This window comes from Bacillus sp. RC251 (genome assembly GCF_044908765.1).
GTDB classification, from domain to species: domain Bacteria; phylum Bacillota; class Bacilli; order Bacillales; family Bacillaceae_G; genus Bacillus_A; species Bacillus_A wiedmannii.
The window spans coordinates 124224-143857 of record NZ_JBIYDP010000003.1 but is presented as its reverse complement, the minus strand read 5'-3'; the positions used below and the strand labels follow the sequence as shown (position 1 = coordinate 143857).

General features: G+C 35.5%; 21 protein-coding genes. 5 read left to right on the top strand and 16 right to left on the bottom strand.

Going from position 1 to position 19634, the window contains the following annotated elements; all coding sequences use genetic code 11:
• From ABH961_RS14770 to ABH961_RS14755, 4 genes are all read right to left on the bottom strand, one after another.
• Entirely contained in the window at positions 1-534 is a 534-nt protein-coding gene (locus tag ABH961_RS14770; protein WP_098642780.1) for a sigma-70 family RNA polymerase sigma factor, read from the bottom strand.
• Positions 535-661: 127 nt separating this feature from the next.
• Positions 662-1033 carry a VOC family protein gene (locus ABH961_RS14765; protein WP_098068980.1) on the bottom strand — a complete coding sequence of 124 codons (372 nt, stop codon included), beginning with the start codon at positions 1031-1033 and terminating at the stop codon, positions 662-664.
• A 50-nt stretch (positions 1034-1083) separates the two neighbouring features.
• Entirely contained in the window at positions 1084-1890 is an 807-nt protein-coding gene (locus tag ABH961_RS14760; protein ID WP_098068981.1) for an ABC transporter permease subunit, read from the bottom strand.
• Positions 1883-2776 carry an ABC transporter ATP-binding protein gene (locus ABH961_RS14755; RefSeq protein ID WP_098048240.1) on the bottom strand — a complete coding sequence of 298 codons (894 nt, stop codon included), beginning with the start codon at positions 2774-2776 and terminating at the stop codon, positions 1883-1885. The genes ABH961_RS14760 and ABH961_RS14755 overlap by 8 nt, the downstream gene beginning before the upstream one ends.
• Positions 2777-2913: 137 nt before the next feature.
• Between ABH961_RS14755 and ABH961_RS14750 the strand changes: the two genes are divergently transcribed.
• Positions 2914-3534: a TetR/AcrR family transcriptional regulator gene (locus tag ABH961_RS14750; RefSeq protein WP_098079628.1), complete on the top strand. Its 621-nt coding sequence runs from the start codon at positions 2914-2916 to the stop codon at positions 3532-3534.
• Between the two features lie 93 nt (positions 3535-3627).
• On the opposite strand, the gene ABH961_RS14745 is transcribed toward ABH961_RS14750, so the two are convergent.
• Complete coding sequence (locus tag ABH961_RS14745) at positions 3628-4572, bottom strand: helix-turn-helix transcriptional regulator (RefSeq protein ID WP_098079630.1); 945 nt, start codon at positions 4570-4572, stop codon at positions 3628-3630.
• Positions 4573-4655: 83 nt separating this feature from the next.
• On the opposite strand from ABH961_RS14745, the gene ABH961_RS14740 reads away from it, so the two are divergent.
• Entirely contained in the window at positions 4656-5099 is a 444-nt protein-coding gene (locus ABH961_RS14740) for a VOC family protein (RefSeq protein ID WP_098079631.1), read from the top strand.
• 56 nt (positions 5100-5155) lie between these two features.
• Here the strand turns inward: ABH961_RS14740 and ABH961_RS14735 are convergent, their stop codons facing one another.
• The 8 genes from ABH961_RS14735 to ABH961_RS14700 form a co-directional block, all read right to left on the bottom strand.
• The gene (locus ABH961_RS14735) at positions 5156-6187 is read right to left on the bottom strand and encodes an oxidoreductase (RefSeq protein ID WP_048544041.1); all 1032 of its coding nucleotides are present in this window, start codon (positions 6185-6187) and stop codon (positions 5156-5158) included.
• A gap of 228 nt (positions 6188-6415) precedes the next feature.
• The gene (gene parC / locus ABH961_RS14730) at positions 6416-8839 is read right to left on the bottom strand and encodes a DNA topoisomerase IV subunit A (RefSeq protein ID WP_001147486.1); all 2424 of its coding nucleotides are present in this window, start codon (positions 8837-8839) and stop codon (positions 6416-6418) included.
• Position 8840: 1 nt separating this feature from the next.
• Positions 8841-10805, bottom strand: coding sequence for a DNA topoisomerase IV subunit B (gene parE / locus ABH961_RS14725; RefSeq protein WP_048544043.1), 1965 nt, complete (start codon positions 10803-10805; stop codon positions 8841-8843).
• 374 nt (positions 10806-11179) lie between these two features.
• A complete protein-coding gene (locus ABH961_RS14720) occupies positions 11180-11593 on the bottom strand; it encodes a CoA-binding protein (RefSeq protein WP_048544048.1) in 414 nt (137 codons plus the stop codon).
• 79 nt (positions 11594-11672) lie between these two features.
• Positions 11673-12914 carry a S1C family serine protease gene (locus tag ABH961_RS14715; protein WP_048544050.1) on the bottom strand — a complete coding sequence of 414 codons (1242 nt, stop codon included), beginning with the start codon at positions 12912-12914 and terminating at the stop codon, positions 11673-11675.
• A gap of 202 nt (positions 12915-13116) precedes the next feature.
• Positions 13117-13794, bottom strand: coding sequence for a response regulator transcription factor (locus tag ABH961_RS14710; RefSeq protein WP_001044683.1), 678 nt, complete (start codon positions 13792-13794; stop codon positions 13117-13119).
• An 18-nt stretch (positions 13795-13812) separates the two neighbouring features.
• Positions 13813-14265 carry an anaerobic ribonucleoside-triphosphate reductase activating protein gene (gene nrdG, locus ABH961_RS14705; protein WP_048544052.1) on the bottom strand — a complete coding sequence of 151 codons (453 nt, stop codon included), beginning with the start codon at positions 14263-14265 and terminating at the stop codon, positions 13813-13815.
• Positions 14262-16118: an anaerobic ribonucleoside triphosphate reductase gene (locus ABH961_RS14700; protein WP_098079633.1), complete on the bottom strand. Its 1857-nt coding sequence runs from the start codon at positions 16116-16118 to the stop codon at positions 14262-14264. The genes nrdG and ABH961_RS14700 overlap by 4 nt, the downstream gene beginning before the upstream one ends.
• Positions 16119-16343: 225 nt before the next feature.
• Here ABH961_RS14700 and plsY point away from each other — a divergent pair, with 225 nt between their 5' ends.
• The gene (gene plsY / locus ABH961_RS14695) at positions 16344-16940 is read left to right on the top strand and encodes a glycerol-3-phosphate 1-O-acyltransferase PlsY (RefSeq protein WP_098091643.1); all 597 of its coding nucleotides are present in this window, start codon (positions 16344-16346) and stop codon (positions 16938-16940) included.
• Positions 16941-17048: 108 nt separating this feature from the next.
• A complete protein-coding gene (locus tag ABH961_RS14690; RefSeq protein WP_001054448.1) occupies positions 17049-17339 on the top strand; it encodes a HesB/YadR/YfhF family protein in 291 nt (96 codons plus the stop codon).
• Between the two features lie 26 nt (positions 17340-17365).
• Here the strand turns inward: ABH961_RS14690 and ABH961_RS14685 are convergent, their stop codons facing one another.
• Entirely contained in the window at positions 17366-17785 is a 420-nt protein-coding gene (locus ABH961_RS14685; protein ID WP_000495804.1) for an acyl-CoA thioesterase, read from the bottom strand.
• Positions 17786-17894: 109 nt separating this feature from the next.
• Between ABH961_RS14685 and ABH961_RS14680 the strand changes: the two genes are divergently transcribed.
• Positions 17895-19187, top strand: a complete 1293-nt coding sequence (locus ABH961_RS14680) for a glycoside hydrolase family 18 protein (protein ID WP_046954571.1) — start codon at positions 17895-17897, stop codon at positions 19185-19187.
• Between the two features lie 68 nt (positions 19188-19255).
• On the opposite strand, the gene sspN is transcribed toward ABH961_RS14680, so the two are convergent.
• Both sspN and ABH961_RS14670 read right to left on the bottom strand, forming a co-directional pair.
• Positions 19256-19390, bottom strand: coding sequence for an acid-soluble spore protein SspN (gene sspN / locus ABH961_RS14675; RefSeq protein WP_000527987.1), 135 nt, complete (start codon positions 19388-19390; stop codon positions 19256-19258).
• Between the two features lie 43 nt (positions 19391-19433).
• Positions 19434-19577 carry an FbpB family small basic protein gene (locus tag ABH961_RS14670; RefSeq protein ID WP_001254698.1) on the bottom strand — a complete coding sequence of 48 codons (144 nt, stop codon included), beginning with the start codon at positions 19575-19577 and terminating at the stop codon, positions 19434-19436.
• Positions 19578-19634: the final 57 nt, after the last annotated feature.

Sequence of the window (19634 nt, the reverse complement as noted above, 5' to 3'; positions counted from 1 at the left end):
CTATTCCATCTTTAATCGCTTTTGCAATTGTTCCCTCGCGCGTGCCAATCTCGATTTCACTGTTCCTTTTGGCACTTCTAAAAGCTTCGCTATACTTTCTTGATTCATATCTTCATAATAAAAAAGCACCGTAACAGCTCTTAACTCTTCATGTAATGATTGAATCGCATTACACAAATCTATATCTTCATACTGATCATAAGCACTCATATTGTAATCATTTTCTTCTATTACCATTATCTTTTTGTATGATCTAATAATGTTGTTACACTCATTTATCAAAATTCGAATTAACCAAGTTTGAAAAAACTCTTCTTTCTTTAATTTTTTTATATTTTCATAGGCTTTTAAAATTGTTGCCTGTATCGCATCCTCTATATTTGTCTCATCGCGTAACATAGCCTTTGCAATGCGATACATCTTCACTTTTTCTGTATGTATAAGCGCCATAAACGCTTCATGATCACCTTTTTTCGCTAAAGAAACATCGGTTTCTTCTTTTACAATCATTTTATATAAAGGGATTACTTTCACAATTGCTCCTCCTGTTTCATCCTCACTTCAAATTTAACTTTACATGTATTAGACGGATGAGCCTAGAAAAAGGTTCATTTTTTTGAATATTTCCATAAAAAAAGGTAAACATTCTTCATGTTTACCTTTACTCAGATGTAATTCTAAGGAAATATCCATCTGGATCGACAACTTTAAATCCCCGCATCTCCCACGGATAAGTTTGAATTTCTTCTTGTATTGTGCATCGCTTCTCTTTACAACGTTCATATACTTCTTCAATCCGATTGACAACAATAATTAGTTCAAAGCCATTCCCCTTCATGTCTTTTCGATTGTAAAAATAGTGATTTTCACTCAATGTTGAATCAGTAGCTAGTAACAGAGAAAACTGATCGTGATTAAAGCGTGCTGCATGCATACTTCTTTTATACAACTGTAAACCAGTTACTTCTTCATAAAACAATAATGACTTCTCAATATCATTTACATATAGCTTAACCCGGAACAAATGATTCATTCGTTTCCTCCTCATCAAAAAAAGCCCACTCTATCAGTGGACTTTCTACTTTATAACGGTAAATCCCTCTTCCTAAACACTACAATTGCTACTATGAAAATACAAAGGGCTCCAGCAGTTAAACCTATACTCACTGGCCATATATTATACGTTCCCTCAGCAATTTCTTTCGGACGAAATAGCGTAAATAATGATATATTTCTCATCCACTCTAACTTATCGCTTAATTTACCTACCATGTCCATTACGAAAAATAAAATAGTTAAACTTGCTGAGTAGCTAAGTGCCTTTCTTTCGTCATTACATATACAAGAAAAGAAAAATGAATACGCACTAACGACTAAAAATATTAACCCACCCACTATATTTATCTTCAGGAATAATTCTTTATTTAAGTTATTATCTTCTAAAAACCACTCTGCACCTACTATACCCGCTACATACGTAACAGTTACTATGATTAGTAGCCCTAATACGAGAATAACCGCTTGCGTGATTGCAATTTGCACTCTAGATACAGGTGTTGCTAGCAAGTATGCCATCGCTCCTTTATCTACATGACGAGCAATTAAATGCGTTGCAACTGTTACACAAAAAATTGTTAATATGATAATAAACAATAGACTATAATATTCGCCAGCTAAAAAATCCATTACGTTTTGAATCGGACTTTCCATTCCAACAATTTTTTTCACACTATCAGGCATAGCACTTATTAATTCATTTAACCCTTTCGCTGATACCATTGAAGGGAAGATCCAAATTAATAACCATAAATATAGAGCTGCACCAGTTGCATAACTCAAAATACTTTTTTGTGTTTCTTTCAAACTAGCTAAAAACAATTGCTTATTCATGCTTTACCCCTTCTTTCTTATCGTAATAATGCATAAATAAATGTTCTAAATCCATTGCTCTCGTTTGAAGCGCCGTTACATTATAGTTTGAAAGTGTTTGTAAAACATTTTGATAGTTTCCTTGCACAATAATCGATGCCTCTCTACCTTTTACCGCTTCAAATTGCAAATTACATTGTGTAAGAGATTCAATCTCTTCCTCTGATGATACGGTTACATCTATCACTTGTCGTCTCATACTTTGTAAATCATGAATATTTTCAACCGTTACAAGGCGACCATCTTTAATAATCGCTACTCGGTCACATGTACGTTCAATTTCAGTAAAAATATGCGACGACATAAGAATTGTTTTTCCTCTTTGCTTTTCTTCTATTATTAAATCTATAAAAACTTGCTGCATAAGTGGATCGAGTCCTGATGTTGGTTCATCTAAAATTAACACTTCCGGATCATGCATAAAAGCAGCAACAATTCCTACTTTTTGCTTCATTCCTTTAGACATTTTTCGAATCGGTGTTTTCACATCAAATTGTAGACGTTCTATTAATTCATCTTGTCTTTTCGTATCCTTTAACCCGCGCATTCCTTGCATTAACTTTAAAAAATCTAATCCGTTCATTCCTTCAATAAAAGAAATTTCACCTGGCAGATAACCAACTTTCCTTTGGATTTTCGCCGCTTCATTCCAACAATCTAATCCAAAAATTGTCGCTTTACCAGCTGTCGGTTTTATAAATCCCATTAAATTACGAATGGTTGTGGATTTCCCAGCACCATTTGGTCCTAAGTAACCAAATACTTCCCCTTCTTTTACATCAAATGTAATATGAAACAAACCTTTTCCATTTGAAAACTGTTTTGTGACATTTTGAACTGAAATCATAATTCCACCTCATTTTTTGAAATATTTAATATGTGATATTTCAAAATTATTGTACTCCTCATCTTTCATATTCGCAACAACTTTTTGAAATATTTATATGTCCATATTTCAAAATTATTGTTTTCCATTAATTTTTCTTGTATATTTTAATTGAGGTGATTGCATTGAACGGCTTTGAAAAAGTGAAAGAAAAGAAAAAACGTGCCATTAAAGAGGCAGCCTTCTTATTATTTTCAGAACGTGGATTTAATGAAGTGAAAATAGAACATATTGCAAAAGAAGCAAACGTTTCTCAAGTTACCATTTATAATCATTTCGGAAGTAAAGATGCGTTATTTAGAGAACTTATACAAGAATTTATCATATCTGAATTTCAATATTATAAAGATCTTGCAGAGGACAAATTACCTTTTCATGAGATAATGCAAAAAATGATTGTAAGAAAAATGAATACTGGTGGGTTATTTCAGCCGGATATGTTACTACAAATGATGCAAAGAGATGAAGAGCTCCGAGAGTTTATTTATAGTTATCAAAACGAAAAAATCTTGCCTTGGTATTTAGAAATATTAGAACAAGCACAGCAAAAAAATGAAATTAACCCTCACCTTACTAAAGAAATGATGTTACTATACATTCAAATGTTCACTAAACTAGGTGATGATTTCGGGGCTCAGCTTCTTGAAGGAGATCGTGAAAAACATATACAAGATATCGTTACGATGTTCTTTTATGGACTGTCCGTCCCTGAAAAATAATTGTTTCTAAAAACAAGTAAAATCCCCAAAAAGCCCTTTGGATATTTAAATCTCAAGGGCTTTTTCATATCAAATAAATAGCTAAAACTAACTTTATCTTAAAGAAGTTAAATGCTGCTTTATAGATAACACCTTATTATAGATTAACTCTTTTAGCATAACAGGCTGAATCGAGATAATCGTTTCACCGAAATTCAGAAAATAGTTCGAGATAAAATCAACTTCTTGTTTATTAAAATAGCCTGTTATAATATAATTTTCATTTTTCTTTTGCATCCTCATGGAAGGGTAATTCTCTTTATCAAAAATGTCTTTTCCTTTTTGATTAACAATGACACTAAAATCCGTTGCATCAGGCTTCCTGTGAAAATTAGTAAGATAACTTAATAATTCTTCAAGATTTTTTGGATGAATATTACTTGTTTCCACAATAGAAAGAATTTTATCACATCTAATTATTTGAACATGATTTGTCTCAAAATTAAAGATTTTAGCATACCACTGGCCAAATTTAGATTCTATTCGAATAAATTGTGCGACCAAGGCTTTCTCCTCATCTTTTTTTAAATATGTTACATGATAAACTCGCTCAGCAAAAATCCCCTGCAAAATTTCTTTTAAGAACGGACTAAAATTACTATGATTTGTTACTTCAAAAGAAAGCGTTCGTTCCATAATTGAAATATTTTTACGCACATTATCAGGTAATACATGTTTAAATTTATTTTCAAGCGCAATACTTTCTACATTAAATGGTTTTGTCTTGTATCCATTTAGCGTAAGAATCGAAAAGTATAACGCATACATTTCATCCACACTAAAATAAATTGGCGATAACACACTATTTTCTATAATTTTATAACTTCCATTTCTACCCAGTTCGGAATATATTGGTACACCTATTTCTTCCAATGATTGAATATCTCGCAACGCGGTACTTTTAGAAATATCATATCTAGCCATTAAATCTTTTAAATTAAAATATCTTTTATTATTCAAGAAAATAAGCATATCATTTATTCGTTCCGTTTTTTTCATATTTCCCTCCTAAAAAGGTGTCATGTATTGAAACCTTTTTAGTCTATATTATAATTATTAACTAAGAAAGGAGTTATATATTTATGACATTAGAAATAGCTATTTTTCTTTCAATGAATGGGCAAGCAAAGGAGGCAATTAATTTTTACACACGTAATTTAGAAGCTACGCAGTTAATGATTGTTACGTATGGAGAACTGGCCAAAAGAGATAGTTCTTTTAAAATTACAAGTGAAAATAAAGATCATATTGCTCACTCTGTTTTACAAATTGGGAATACAAAGCTAATGATAGCAGAAGATACAATGAAGCCTAATGAACGTTATAACGTTGGAAATAACATGTCACTTTGCATTCAAAGCGCTAATTTAGAAGAAATACAAAGGTTTTATACTAATTTAATTTCCGATAAGCATGTGAGGATAATCTCTCCGCTAGAAAAAAATATATTTAGTGAAGCATATGGGATTATTGAAGATCCTTACGGCATACAAATCCAGTTAATGTATGACAAACGATTAAACTAAATAATTATCCATATTCACATATTCCTAATAAAAAAGACACGAAATTCGTGTCTTTTTTACTTTACAGTGATGACTCTACCGGTTTCACTACTTTCAATCGCTAATTGAATAAGTCGAATAACTTCTAAGCCTTCTTGTGCTGTTACAGGTGGTTTCTCACCATTTACTATACTATCTCTTACACCTTTATAATACATGTCATAACAGCCAACTTCTGTTGGAATACGCTCTAGCTTTTCTTCCGTATGTAAAGTAGCAAAATTCTCTTCAGCATCTAATCCATAACCGTTATCGCCTGGCTTCATTCCATTTTTTAATTGTTCTTCCTGTGAATCCATACCGTATTTCACGATAGAACCTTTATCTCCATGCAGTGTAAAGTGTGGACCTTCTTGCTTTACGTAACTGCTACTATGTAAAGTGACACGTTTAACACCGTAGTGAAGTATAACATGGAAGTAATCATCAATTTCTGCACCTGGTCGTTGTTTGATTACATCTGCACTTATCGCATCTGGTTTCCCAAATAATGATAATGCTTGGTCAATTAAATGCGATCCTAAATCATACAGTATACCTGATCCTGGTAAATTCTTTTCTCTCCAGCGATCACGTACATTCGGGCGAAAACGATCGAAATGCGCTTCATATGCGTATAGATTCCCTATTCTATTTTCTTCTAACAATTTCTTTATCGTTAAGAAATCATTATCAAAACGGCGATTATGATACACGCTTAACACCACATTATGTTGTTTTGCTAATGAAATTAGTTCTTCGCCTTCTTCAATTGAAACAACGAATGGCTTCTCCACAACTACATGCTTACCATGTAAAATTGCTTCTTTTACATATGGAAAATGAGTTGTATTCGGTGAAGTAATGACCACTAAGTCAATATCAGCACGATTTACTAATTCCTCAATTGTGCCAACAACTTCAGCATTTGGTAATGCTTGCCTCACTAGTTCTTCTTTTGAAGATAAAATAGCACGAATATCATATTCTTCTATCGTTTGTAATAATGGGATGTGAAATGTTGTACTAGAAAATCCAAATCCTACAATGCCTACACCTATTTTTTCCATGTTGCTCCTCCATCTGTCCCGCTTTAACGGACAGTAAGATTCCTACCTCAAAATTCAGCGAAAGCAAAGAAATTAGTTGAGGAATCAACTGCTCGTAAAAGTCCGATTAATTAAAGTTTCACTTTATGAGAACGATTTCATTCAGTTATTATAACAAGATTATTATTATTTACATAATAATTTGCCTAGAAAAAAGCATCTTGCCATTATTCATAGCAAGATGCTTTTTTACTCCGGTCGTTTTTTTGTCCACGTTTCAATAACTTCACCAGTATCATTAACATCTAGTACTAAACTACCGTTACTATACCGGTCTTTATTTCGATACGCTTTCGGGTCAATTTCTTCTACAATATGTTTCTCAGTCTTCATATATACTAGTTCATCATCTCGAACAATTTCAATACCGACAATACGGTATGGATTACGTTTTAACTCTTTAAAAATAACAAGGCCTCGCTTCGCCCTCGTTGATTTCTCAATTTCTGATGCTTTTAGACGTTTTACAGCACCTCGCTGCGTAACAAGAATAAGTTGATCTTTGTCACCATTTAACGGTTTACCAGAAGCGACATAATCATCTTCTTTTAAGTTAATTGCTTTTACACCAGCGGCCCTTACACCGACTGGACTTACTTCATCTTCATGGAAAATAAGTGCATATGCACCATAGGTTGCAAGAACAATATCACTCGTTCCATCTGTTGCAAATATATCTACAACATAATCATCTTTTTTCAAATTCACAGCGACGAACGCTCTTGAATAACGCTGAACTTTATATTGATTTAATTCTGTTTTCTTAATCATACCATTTCGTGTAACAAATACGATAAATCGTTTTTCTTCTTCAAAGTTCGGTACGACGGTCGCCCAAATAATCATTTCATCCCGCTCGAGTGAAACGAGATTCGCAACGTGTTGACCTAAATCTTTCCAACGAATTTCTGGCATTTCATATACTGGCAGATATATATAGTTTCCTTTATTCGTAAATAAGAGGACTGTCTCTGTCGTATTCGTATCGAATCGCTCCAGTAAGATGTCACCCTCTTTCATACCGAAGTCTTTTCCGTTCGATGCATTATGTGAACGCCAACCTGTTCGCTTCACATATCCTTCTTTCGTTACAGTAACGATGACATCTTCCTGCGGAATCATAACTTCCACATCGATTTTAATTTCCTCAATTTGTTCTTCAATAATAGCACGGCGATCATCACTATATGTTTTCTTGACTCTCTTCAAATCTGTTTTAATAACTTGAAGAAGTCTTTTTTCACTTTGTAAAATTGACTGTAACTCTATAATCTTCTTATTAAGCTCGTCTGCTTCTTGTTCTAGCGCCGTAATATCTGTATTCGTTAAACGATATAGTTGCAGCGAAACAATTGCTTCTGATTGCGCTTCTGTAAATCCAAATTTCGTACTTAAATTATCTTTTGCATTACGTTTATCTTTAGAAGCACGGATTGTTTCAATCACTTCATCTAAAATCGATAATGCTTTCTTTAAACCTTCTACAATATGTTGACGGTTTTCTGCTTTTCTTAATTCATATTGTGAGCGTCTCGTAACAACTTCTTTTTGATGCCCAATATACGCATCCAAAATCTTAGGTAATGTCATAAGTGTCGGACGACGATTATTTATCGCTACCATATTAAAGTTATATGGAATTTGTAAATCTGTGTTCTTATATAAATAATTTAAAATACCTTCAGCATTTACTTCTTTTTTTAACTCTACAACGATGCGAAGACCTGTACGATCTGTCTCATCACGTACTTCAGCAATTCCATCTAGTTTTTTATCTAGACGTAATTCATCCATTTTTTTAACAAGGTTCGCTTTATTTACTTCATACGGAATTTCTGTAATAACGATTTGTTGCTTCCCACCACGGATCGTTTCAACTTCCGCTTTTCCCCGAATAATAATTTTACCTTTTCCTGTTTCATACGCTTTTTTAATACCATCAATCCCTTGAATAATACCACCCGTGGGGAAATCTGGTCCTTTCATAACTGTTAATAAATCATCAACAGTACTATTCGGCTTATCAATACGCATCATCGTCGCATCAATTACTTCCCCAAGGTGATGCGGAGGAATTTCTGTTGCATAACCAGCTGAAATTCCTGTCGATCCGTTCACTAGTAAGTTCGGGAACATCGCTGGAAGTACAACAGGTTCTTCACTCGTATCATCGAAGTTTGACACGAATTCTACTGTTTCTTTATCGAGATCACGCAATAACTCAGATGCGATTGGTGATAATCGTGCTTCCGTATAACGCATTGCCGCTGCTGGATCGCCATCCACACTACCATTATTACCATGCATTTCAACTAAAACATTACGTACTTTCCAAGTTTGACTTAAACGTACCATCGCCTCATATACAGAGGAATCACCGTGTGGATGGTAGTTACCGATAACATTACCAACTGTTTTAGCTGATTTACGAAATGCTTTATCATGTACATTTCCTTCTACATACATAGAATATAAAATACGTCTTTGTACCGGTTTTAAACCGTCACGCGCATCTGGAAGCGCGCGATCTTGAATAATATATTTACTATAACGTGCAAAGCGGTCACCTAACACGTCTTCAAGCGGGAGGTCATGAAACTTCTCTGCCTGCATGTTATTCCACCTCCGTCTCCATAATCATTTCATTTTCTAAAATATTTCCTTCTTCTTGCATACCAAATTGTACATTTCGTTCGATCCATTTACGGCGAGGTTCTACTTTATCACCCATCAATGTCGTAACTCGGCGCTCCGCTCTTGATGCATCGTCAATTTTCACACGAATCAACGTACGTGTTTCAGGATTCATCGTCGTTTCCCATAATTGATCGGCATTCATTTCGCCAAGTCCTTTATAGCGCTGCAGCATGTAGCCTTTACCGACCTTTTTTGTTACACCATCTAATTCTTCATCAGACCATGCATACTCAATCACTTCACTCTTACCTTTTCCTTTACTTACTTTGTATAAAGGAGGAAGTGCAATAAATACTTTGCCAGCTTCGATAAGTGGTTTCATATATCTGTAGAAAAACGTTAGTAACAATACTTGAATGTGCGCACCATCTGTATCAGCATCGGTCATAATTACAATTTTATCGTAGTTAATATCTTCAACAGCGAATTCATTCCCTACACCACCGCCAATAGCGTAAATGATTGTATTAATTTCTTCATTTTTAAAGATATCAGCAAGTTTTGCTTTTTCTGTATTGATTACTTTACCACGTAACGGTAATACCGCTTGGAAACGTCGGTCTCGACCTTGTTTCGCTGAACCACCCGCAGAGTCACCCTCTACTAGGTACAGTTCATTTTTTTGCGGGTTACGTGATTGTGCTGGTGTTAACTTACCACTTAATGTACCTTCTGATTTCTTTTTCTTTTTACCAGTACGCGCTTCTTCTCTCGCTTTACGAGCAGCCTCACGTGCCTGCGCTGCTTTAACTGCCTTTCTCACAAGAAGTGTAGCAACATCCGGGTTTTCTTCTAAAAAGTAAGCTAAATGCTCAGATACAACTGCATCAATTGAAGAACGAGCTTCACTTGTACCAAGTTTCCCTTTCGTTTGCCCTTCAAACTGAAGTACTTCTTCTGGTACACGTACAGAAACGATAGCCGCTACACCTTCACGAATATCTGTACCTTCTAAGTTTTTATCTTTTTCTTTTAATAACGATACTTTACGAGCATACTCATTGAACACACGTGTCATTGCTGTCTTAAACCCAGCTTCGTGTGTTCCACCATCTTTTGTACGTACATTATTTACAAACGAAAGAATATTTTCTGAGTAGCCATCGTTAAATTGAAAAGCTAGCTCTGCCTCAATTCCATTTTGTTCACCAGTAAAATATACAACCGGATGGATTGAATCTTTTTCTTCATTTAAGTATGAAACGAAAGCTTCGATTCCTGTTTCATAATGAAAGACATCTTCTAAATCATTTCGCTCATCTTTTATTGAGATTTTCATCCCTTTTAATAAGAATGCAGATTCACGTAATCTTTCACATAATGTTTCGTAATTATAATTTGTTGTGCTGAAAATCGTTGTATCTGGTTTAAAATGTATTGTCGTACCAGACTCTTTCGTCTTCCCGATCTTTTCCAGTGTCGTTGCAGGAATACCACCATTTTCAAAGCGTTGTTCATAAATATTTCCGTCACGTTTAATCGTCACTACTAACCATTCTGACAAGGCATTTACAACTGATGCCCCAACACCGTGTAAACCTCCACTTGTTTTATAGCCACCTTGACCAAACTTACCACCGGCATGAAGTACAGTTAAAATAACTTCAGGTGTAGGTTTCCCAAGTTTATGCATTCCCGTAGGCATTCCTCGCCCTTTATCAATAACGCTAATACTATTATCTTTATGTATTACGACAGAAATTTCGTCGCCAAATCCCGCTAACGCTTCATCAACGGAGTTATCTACTATTTCATATACTAAATGATGCAATCCACGGCTATCCGTACTCCCGATATACATACCCGGGCGTTTTCGAACGGCTTCAAGTCCTTCTAGCACTTGAATTGCATCTTCATTATATTGGAACTGATGCTTTGCCAAACTCCTTGCCCCTTTCCTAATCAAATCAGAACATATGTTTCTATTATAGAATAACGCCTCGACTATAGTTTTGGCAAGTTATCTTATCTCTTTTATATACCATTTTCAATAGAAAAATCCTTGTTTTTTCACAAGGATTCCTCTAGGCTACTATTTCAGAAAAATAATCGTTTGTCAACGAGAAATGGATATGTATGCCAAGATTATACATTCCAAACCTTTATCATGATCCAAATGATCAATATCCAAAATGGGATAACAAGTAACAATCCCCACAAACAGCCTTTAAAAAATCTCATGATGAACACCTCGTTCATCGGCCCTACTTATTTATAACGAGGGCTGAATCAATCTTTCTCTCTTTAAAACCTATACTATTTTGTCATCGCATGTTCTACTTTAATGCAACGATCCATTATTACAGTATAGCCTTTTTCTTGCAAAAGTTTATATGTATCTTCATCTTGTACTCCTAATTGTGCCCAAAAAACATCTGCATCAATCTCTACAAACTCTTTCGCAACATCCATTAAAAATTCTGAACGACGGAATACATTTACAATATCAACATGTTCCCTAATATCCTTTAGTGAAGAAACTGCTTTTTCTCCAAGCACCTCATCTACTGTTGGGTTTACTGGAATAATGCGATACCCAGCATCTTGCATTGCTTTTGAAACCATATACGATGTACGTTCTGGCTTATCCGATAATCCAACAACTGCAATCGTTTTGCTTTTCTTTAATACTTCACCAATTTCCGTACGAGTTGGGTTTTCAATTGTCATAATTTATCCCTCCTATTCCTTTAGTATAGCCGATAAAGAAAGTCTCTTTCAATATGAAAGAGACTTTCTTTTATTTCAATTATTGATTCTTTGTAGCTGAATTATCTGCTAAAGTAGCTGTTTTCGTCATTTTTTGACCGTTACGATAGAATGTAACTTCTACTTTCTCGCCTACTTTTTTCTTTTCATATAAATATTTACGGAATTGAAGTGAATTTTCTACTTTTTGATTATCTAATGATACTACAATATCATATTGCTCTAAACCAGCTTTTTCTGCAGGTGATATTGGGTAAATTTTACCTAATACAACGCCGTTTGTTACTTCTTTCGGTACTTTCAATTGATTTACTGCATAAGCTTGCACATCTTCTAATGAAACGACACCTACTCCAAGAGCTGGACGTTTCACTACTCCGTCTTTTTCAAGTGATTCAATAACTGGCTTTGCAATATTAATTGGAATAGCAAATCCAATTCCTTCAACTTCTTGTTGTGCAATTTTACTTGAATTAATCCCAATTATTTCACCATTTTGGTTAAACAACGCACCACCACTATTACCTGGGTTAATTGCTGCATCTGTTTGAATAACTTGAGCATTCCAATCTGCACGCTTATCGCCATCGATATCTACTGGAATTTCACGTTCTTTGCTACTAATAATACCTTCCGTTACACTTCCATCAAACCCTAGTGGGTTACCAATTGCAATCGCTTTTTCACCCGCACGAAGTTTACTTGAATCACCTAAAGTGGCAACTTTATTTACATTAGATCCATCAATTTCTACAACCGCTAAATCTAACCAAGGGTCTTTCCCTACAAGTTTTGCATCTACCTTTTTACCATCACTTAGTTTTACAGCAAGTTTATTCGCTCCATCTACTACATGGTTGTTCGTTACAATATACGCTTTATTTCCTGCTTTTTTATAAATAACACCCGATCCTGAGCCAGCTTGTTGCTCTTGGCCTGTCGGTTGCATTGCAAATGGATCAACACTTTGTTGCATATTAATAACACCTACAACAACATCTTTCGCGCCTTCAATCATACCAGGTAAATCAGTTTCATTTTTTGCTTTATTGACAACAGGAACTACAGTACCTTCAACTTTTGAATCCGAACTGAATGATGATACAGCCGCTCCATTATTTTGAGCCCATGGCATATATGGTGCCGCAAAACTAATTGTGACAGCCCCAACTACAGCTCCGACTAAACCTGTGAAAAAATAACCTTTTTTACTACCTGATTTTCTCACTTCTCTCGTTTCACTATGCTCTTCATTTAAATTTGGTCCGTCGTAATATCCCATGTTTACTTCCCCTCTCTGGTGAATTCGTATTTTCAGTATAGTCACGTTTTGTGTCCTTCTTGTGAACTCATCGTGAAATCCAATTAAAAAAATACTCTTATCTAACATTGTAGACAAGAAAAGTATTTTTTGTACATTCCACCTACAAAAGAGAGTATAAATTTGCTATATCCCAAAGCTAAAGCGCATAGTAATTTAAAGGTTATTCTTCAAATTTGTAACCCACTCGAATAACAGTACCGATATGCTTCGCTTTATCTCCTAGCTTATTTCGTAGTTTTTTAATATGAGTATCAACCGTTCGGTCATCACCGTAGTAATCATATCCCCATAACTGATCTAATAAATGTTGACGTGACAACACAATTCCTTTGTTCTCCATTAAATAAACAAGAAGTTCAAATTCCTTATGTGTCAATATAATTTCTTCTCCATCTACTAAAACGGTTCTAGATAGACGATTCACTTCTATTCCAGCTAAAGACATAGCATTTTCTTCCGCTACTCCTACCACGCCATCCGCACGCTTCAATAATGTCTTCGCGCGAGCTACTAACACTTTCGGGCTGAAAGGTTTCGTTACATACTCATCTGCACCTAATTCGAACCCTAGTAATGTATCATCCTCATCCGAACGTGCTGTCAACATAATGATTGGTACTGCTGATTCTTTTCTAATTCGTCTACAAACAGACCATCCATCTATTTCTGGTAACATTATATCTAACATAATTAAATCAATTTCATGCTCTGCAAATAATTCTAACGCTTTTTTTCCATCTTCTGCTTCGATTACTTCAAAGCCTTCATTACGAAAATAATCACTAACGATTTCACGTAATCTTCTTTCATCTTCAACTAGTAATACTGTTTTATTCATATCATCTATCCCGCCTTTTTACTCTTTCAATCGAATAATACGTTGATTGGAGCTTCCGCGAAATGGAAGTGTTAAATCTTTTTTCTCGATTTCAAATCTTCCATCGACTAAAACATCCCCATAATGTAACAACTCTATCATATCATTATTTTGAGAACTCTGTATCTCTTCTAACGTATAACCTGTATACATCCAAAGATTTTTTTTCAAGTCTTTCACAGCTTTTGCTACTTTTTTCACTTCAGCAGCTTGAAAAAATGGATCTCCACCTGAAAATGTTACATCAGTTAATGAATTACTTGCAATCTCTTTCACAATTTCTACTACTGTCATTTCAGTTCCATTACAAATATTCCACGATTTCGGATTATGGCAACCGAAACAACGATGCGGACAGCCCGCAAAAAACACGACTGTCCGCAACCCTTCTCCATCTACTACACTATCATGAATGATATTCATCACTTTCATTGATGCTTCACCCGATCCATCTCTTCACTACGTTTTGCACTATTCCACTTCGACATATCTCCTACAAGATAGCCTGTAATACGGCGAATTCTTTCTATATTAGCCTCGTCTTCATTTCCGCAACTTGGGCATTCATTTCCAATAACTCCGTGATAACTGCAGCACTTACAACGGTCAACAGGATGATTAATTGAACCGTATCCAACGCCATGATCTGCCATCGCTCGTACAATTTGTTTTAACGCCTGTTTGTTATGCATAGCTGCTCCGTCTAGCTCAATATACGTAATATGTCCCCCATTACATAGGGCATGGAAAGGTCCTTCTAAACGAATTTTATTTATCGCTTGAATGCTATAGTAAACTGGGATATGGAATGAATTCGTATAATAATTATGGTTCGTTATACCGCTAATCACACCAAATTCTTCTCTATCTTTTTTCACAAACTTCCCTGATAACCCTTCTGCAGGAGTTGCAATTACTGAGAAATTCAGTTCATGTTCTTCCGTCGCTTTATCCATTCTATCTCTCATAAAGGAAATGATTTCATACCCGAGTTTCCATGATTCTTCATCTTCTCCATGATGCTTTCCTGTTAAAGCTACTAAGCACTCCGCAAGACCGATAAAACCAAGACTTAACGTCCCTTGCTTTAAAATGGATGCTACAGAATCTTCAGGCTGTAAATTCTCTCCACCGCGCCATACACCTTGTGAATATAAAAATCGAAAATCTCTTGCTCGCTTCGTACATTGATACTCAAATCTCTCTAATAATTGCTTAATTCCTAAGTCTAGGTAATAATTTAACGCTTCAAAAAATGCTTCTTTTGAACCACTAATTAACGCTAATTTCACTAAGTTGATAGACGTAAATGATAAATTGCCTCTTCCAATCGCTGTTTCTTCTCCATGTATGTTAGACATAACACGGGTACGACATCCCATATAACATACTTCACTTTCCGGTCTTCCGTTATAATGCACTGCATTAAATGGCGCATCTAAAAATGAAAAGTTAGGGAATAATCGTTCCGCCGTTGTCTCTAGCGCTAATTCAAATAAATCATAGTTCGGATCACATTCTTCAAAGTTCACACCTTTTTTCATTTTAAAAATTTGAATCGGAAAAATTGGTGTTTCTCCTTTACCAAGACCAGCTTGTGTCGCTTTTAAAAGTTGTCTAACTAATAACCGTCCCTCTTTTGATGTGTCTGTTCCATAATTAATAGAAATAAACGGTACTTGTCCCCCGCCCCTACTGTGCATACTATTTGAATTATGAACGAAAGCTTCACACGCCTGATACGTATCATTTTCTGTTTCTTCCCATGCAAATTCTTCTATTTGTTCTTTCGTAAGCGGATATGACTGTAATCGTTTCTTATGTCTCGCTACTGTTTTTCTCACATATGGAGCTAAATCAATATCAAAGAGTGCAAATGATTGACCACCGTGCTGCATATTTTGATTCGCTTGAAAAATAATAGACGAAAGAGCCAATGCACTTTTAATATCCTGCGGTTGTCTCATATGCCCATGTCCGGTATGAAAACCGTCCGCAAGCATTTGCGCTAACGGAATTTGCGAACAAGTCGTCGTTCCTGTCGCATAAAAATCTAAGTCATGTGGATATAATATATTTTGATTTATCGCTTTTTTCACTTGATCTGACAATAAATTTTCAACTGCATAATATTTCGCACTCTCTGATGCGAACGTTCCCATTACTCCCATTGGAGAGCGACCATCTACATTTGCATTTTCTTGCATTAAATCTTGCTCACTACCGTGGACAATCGTCTCAAACACTCTCATTAATTCTTCTCCACGTACATTTCGTTGTAACATTTATAACCCTCCACCAATATGTTGTTGTCTTTTGATTAAAATGTTACTACATATAGTCTTGGTGTTTCTGTGAGAAATGTAACATTCCTGTGAAATTTTTTTCACGAAATAATGAATTTTTCATTTACAAAAAAGAAATGTGCTCTTTACAAATGTATGGTACAATATACGGGAAAAACTCTTTTTACCCTTTATCAACACATTTGAATAAAGGAGACTGAACTTATGGTTATTACATATCTTTTATTTATCGTTGCCTACTTACTTGGCTCGATTCCATTCGCACTAGTCGTTGGGAAAATCGGCTACGGAATCGATATTCGTGAGCATGGAAGCGGTAATCTAGGCGGGACAAATACATTCCGCACACTAGGGAAAAAAGCAGGTTTTATCGTTACAATTGCTGACATTTTAAAAGGTACATTAGCAACAAGTCTACCGCTTATTTTCGGTTTAGATGTTCACCCACTATGGTTCGGATTAGCAGCTGTTCTTGGACATGTGTATCCGATTTTCGCGAAATTCCGTGGTGGTAAAGCTGTTGCAACTTCTGCTGGCGTGCTATTATGCTACTCTCCAGTTGTTTTTGCAATATTAGCTGTTGTCTTTTTCAGCCTTTTATTTACAACAAGATACGTATCACTTTCTTCTATGGTAACAGCCGTCGTTGCTGTTATTGCATCCATTGTTAGCGGGGATAAAATCTTCATTATTGCGATGTGTTTATTAGCAGGTATGGTTATTTATAAACACCGTGCAAATATCGGACGAATTATAAATAAAACTGAACCGAAAGCAAACTTTTCAAAAAAGCAAAAATAAGATCGTAACCCACATAACGCAAAAAGAAAACGTGAAGCATATTAATAGCGTCTTTTTGCGTTATTTTTTATACTAAAGAAAAAGCAACATAATTTGGAGGAACTATACATGAATCTTTCCGTAACAAAAGAAGCAGCACAATGGTATAAAAACGAATTAAACTTACAATCGGGTGAAACACTACGCCTTTTCGTACAATACGGCGGTTGCAGTACTGTGCAAAAAGGACTTTCTTTAGGTATTCGTAAAGATGATCCTGCACATCCTGCTGTTCAAACTCAAGAAGAAGGTATTAACTTCTTTATTGAAGGCGATGATGAGTGGTTCTTCGATGGACATAATTTAGCTGTTACCTTTAACGACGGTGATGATTTCCCGCAATTTAATTATGAAAAATAAAAAAACGTGGCTTCTGCCACGCTTTTTTATTTTTTCTTAATTTCCTCATATTTCGCATACCACTCAGGATATAACTTTTTAAATGATACGGGCCTGAACCCTTCTTTTTTCGCGCAAATATTCGTCGTACTTGCAGTAATACAAAGTTCACCTTCACCGTTATATATTTCATAACCATATACAACGCGAAGCGGACTAACAGTATCAATCCACGTTTTCACAATTGCTTTTTCTCCGTAACGCATCGCTTTACGATATGAAATTTGCAAATCTAACACAGGAGAAATAATTCCCTCTTTCTCCATTTCAACATATGAAAATCCTAAATCTTGTATAAGTTTCGTGCGACCTAGTTCAAGCCACACCAAATAGTTTGAATGGTAAACAACACCCATTTGATCTGTTTCCGCATAACGGATTTCAACTTCATGTTCTGCTACAAACATATGTATTCGCCTTCTTTCACTTCTGCTACCTTGCATACATTTAATCATAATACAGTGACATCAAAAATAAAATAAAAACAGTGAATCTTTTACTGAAAGGAGCAAGCATATGATTCAAATTGTAACTGTTCGTAGCGGTGATAGCGTATATAGCTTGGCATCAAAGTACGGATCAACACCTGACGAAATAGTAAAGGACAATGGACTAAATCCAGCTGAAACACTCGTTGTAGGTCAGGCACTGATCGTTAATACGAAAGGGAATAATTATTATGTACAGCCTGGCGATAGCCTATATCGAATCTCTCAAACATATAACGTACCTCTCGCTAGTTTAGCTAAGGTCAATAACTTATCTTTAAAATCCATTCTTCATGTTGGACAGCAATTATATATACCAAAAGGGACAAAACGCGCAGTAGAATCCATCGCTTATTTACAACCTTCAACAATACCAATAAAAGAAAGTTTAGTTAACGCTACGCGTGCCATTAATCCATTTTTAACATATTTGGCTTACTTCAGTTTCGAGGCAAAAAGAGATGGTACGTTAAAAGAACCAACTGAAACAGCTAAAATCGCTAATATTGCAACGCAAGGCAAAACCATCCCGATGCTCGTTATTACAAATATTGAAAATGGAAATTTCAGTGCCGATCTGACATCGGTTATTTTACGCGATGCATCGATTCAAAACAAATTTATTACTAACATTTTACAAACAGCTGAGAAGTACGGTATGCGAGACATTCATTTTGATTTCGAGAGTGTAGCACCTGAAGATCGCGAAGCGTATAATCGTTTTTTACGAAATGTAAAAACACGCTTACCTAACGGATACACATTGAGTACAACGCTTGTACCGAAAACAAGTTCAAATCAAAAGGGAAAATTTTTCGAAGCTCACGATTATAAAGCACAAGGGCAAATTGTTGATTTCGTCGTCATTATGACATATGACTGGGGTTGGCAAGGCGGGCCACCGATGGCTATTTCTCCTATCGGTCCTGTAAAAGAAGTACTTCAATATGCAAAATCTCAAATGCCTCCCCAAAAAATTATGATGGGACAAAACTTATACGGATTCGATTGGAAACTTCCGTTCAAACAAGGCAATCCGCCTGCAAAAGCAATTAGCTCTGTCGCAGCTGTCGCACTAGCTCGTAAATACAATGTCCCCATCCGCTATGATTTCACAGCTCAAGCTCCTCATTTTAATTATTTTGATGAAAATGGTGTTCAACACGAAGTTTGGTTTGAAGATTCACGGTCTGTTCAAAGCAAATTCAATTTAATGAAAGAACAAGGTATAGGCGGTATTAGTTACTGGAAGATTGGCTTACCATTCCCGCAAAATTGGCGTTTACTCGTTGAAAATTTTACGATTACGAAAAAGGGCTGACATAAGTCAGCCCTTTTTGACTATTAAAAATCCTTCACAAAAAGAAGAATGACAACATTCTCCCTTTTTTAACCGTTATCAACAATCGGTTGTTTGCCTGTTTGGTCTTGCATTTGCTTCCCTTTATTGCCACCAGCTTTTTTTGATTGTGTTCCAATATGATTCGGTGCAAAGTCTTTTGAATTCTTTTTCGGATTACCCATTACTATCGCCTCCTTAACACTAGTATCGTACTAGTGTTAAGAATTATTCAGCTTGCTTAAAAAGTTGCATTTCATAACGTTTTTCAATACGCTCTTCAATGCGATCGATTGCATCACGATCACTTAATAATTGTTGTTTATTTTCTTTCACAAGTTCGTCAAATGATTTACGGCGACTTCTTCTCATGCTGTTCACCCTCTCTCCTTCGCATTCTTACTATACATAGTATGAGCAAATGAAAAA

Coding starts and splice junctions, on each gene's coding strand:
- ABH961_RS14670 (WP_001254698.1), bottom strand. CDS start 19,577: ATGAGAAGAAGTCGCCGTAAATCATTTGACGAACTTGTGAAAGAAAAT.
- ABH961_RS14745 (WP_098079630.1), bottom strand. CDS start 4,572: ATGAAAAAAACGGAACGAATAAATGATATGCTTATTTTCTTGAATAAT.
- ABH961_RS14680 (WP_046954571.1), top strand. CDS start 17,895: ATGATTCAAATTGTAACTGTTCGTAGCGGTGATAGCGTATATAGCTTG.
- ABH961_RS14685 (WP_000495804.1), bottom strand. CDS start 17,785: ATGTTTGTAGCAGAACATGAAGTTGAAATCCGTTATGCGGAAACAGAT.
- ABH961_RS14765 (WP_098068980.1), bottom strand. CDS start 1,033: ATGAATCATTTGTTCCGGGTTAAGCTATATGTAAATGATATTGAGAAG.
- ABH961_RS14755 (WP_098048240.1), bottom strand. CDS start 2,776: ATGATTTCAGTTCAAAATGTCACAAAACAGTTTTCAAATGGAAAAGGT.
- plsY (WP_098091643.1), top strand. CDS start 16,344: ATGGTTATTACATATCTTTTATTTATCGTTGCCTACTTACTTGGCTCG.
- ABH961_RS14710 (WP_001044683.1), bottom strand. CDS start 13,794: ATGAATAAAACAGTATTACTAGTTGAAGATGAAAGAAGATTACGTGAA.
- ABH961_RS14760 (WP_098068981.1), bottom strand. CDS start 1,890: ATGAATAAGCAATTGTTTTTAGCTAGTTTGAAAGAAACACAAAAAAGT.
- ABH961_RS14740 (WP_098079631.1), top strand. CDS start 4,656: ATGACATTAGAAATAGCTATTTTTCTTTCAATGAATGGGCAAGCAAAG.
- ABH961_RS14690 (WP_001054448.1), top strand. CDS start 17,049: ATGAATCTTTCCGTAACAAAAGAAGCAGCACAATGGTATAAAAACGAA.
- ABH961_RS14715 (WP_048544050.1), bottom strand. CDS start 12,914: ATGGGATATTACGACGGACCAAATTTAAATGAAGAGCATAGTGAAACG.
- sspN (WP_000527987.1), bottom strand. CDS start 19,390: ATGGGTAATCCGAAAAAGAATTCAAAAGACTTTGCACCGAATCATATT.
- ABH961_RS14700 (WP_098079633.1), bottom strand. CDS start 16,118: ATGTTACAACGAAATGTACGTGGAGAAGAATTAATGAGAGTGTTTGAG.
- ABH961_RS14720 (WP_048544048.1), bottom strand. CDS start 11,593: ATGACAATTGAAAACCCAACTCGTACGGAAATTGGTGAAGTATTAAAG.
- parC (WP_001147486.1), bottom strand. CDS start 8,839: ATGCAGGCAGAGAAGTTTCATGACCTCCCGCTTGAAGACGTGTTAGGT.
- ABH961_RS14735 (WP_048544041.1), bottom strand. CDS start 6,187: ATGGAAAAAATAGGTGTAGGCATTGTAGGATTTGGATTTTCTAGTACA.
- nrdG (WP_048544052.1), bottom strand. CDS start 14,265: ATGAAAGTGATGAATATCATTCATGATAGTGTAGTAGATGGAGAAGGG.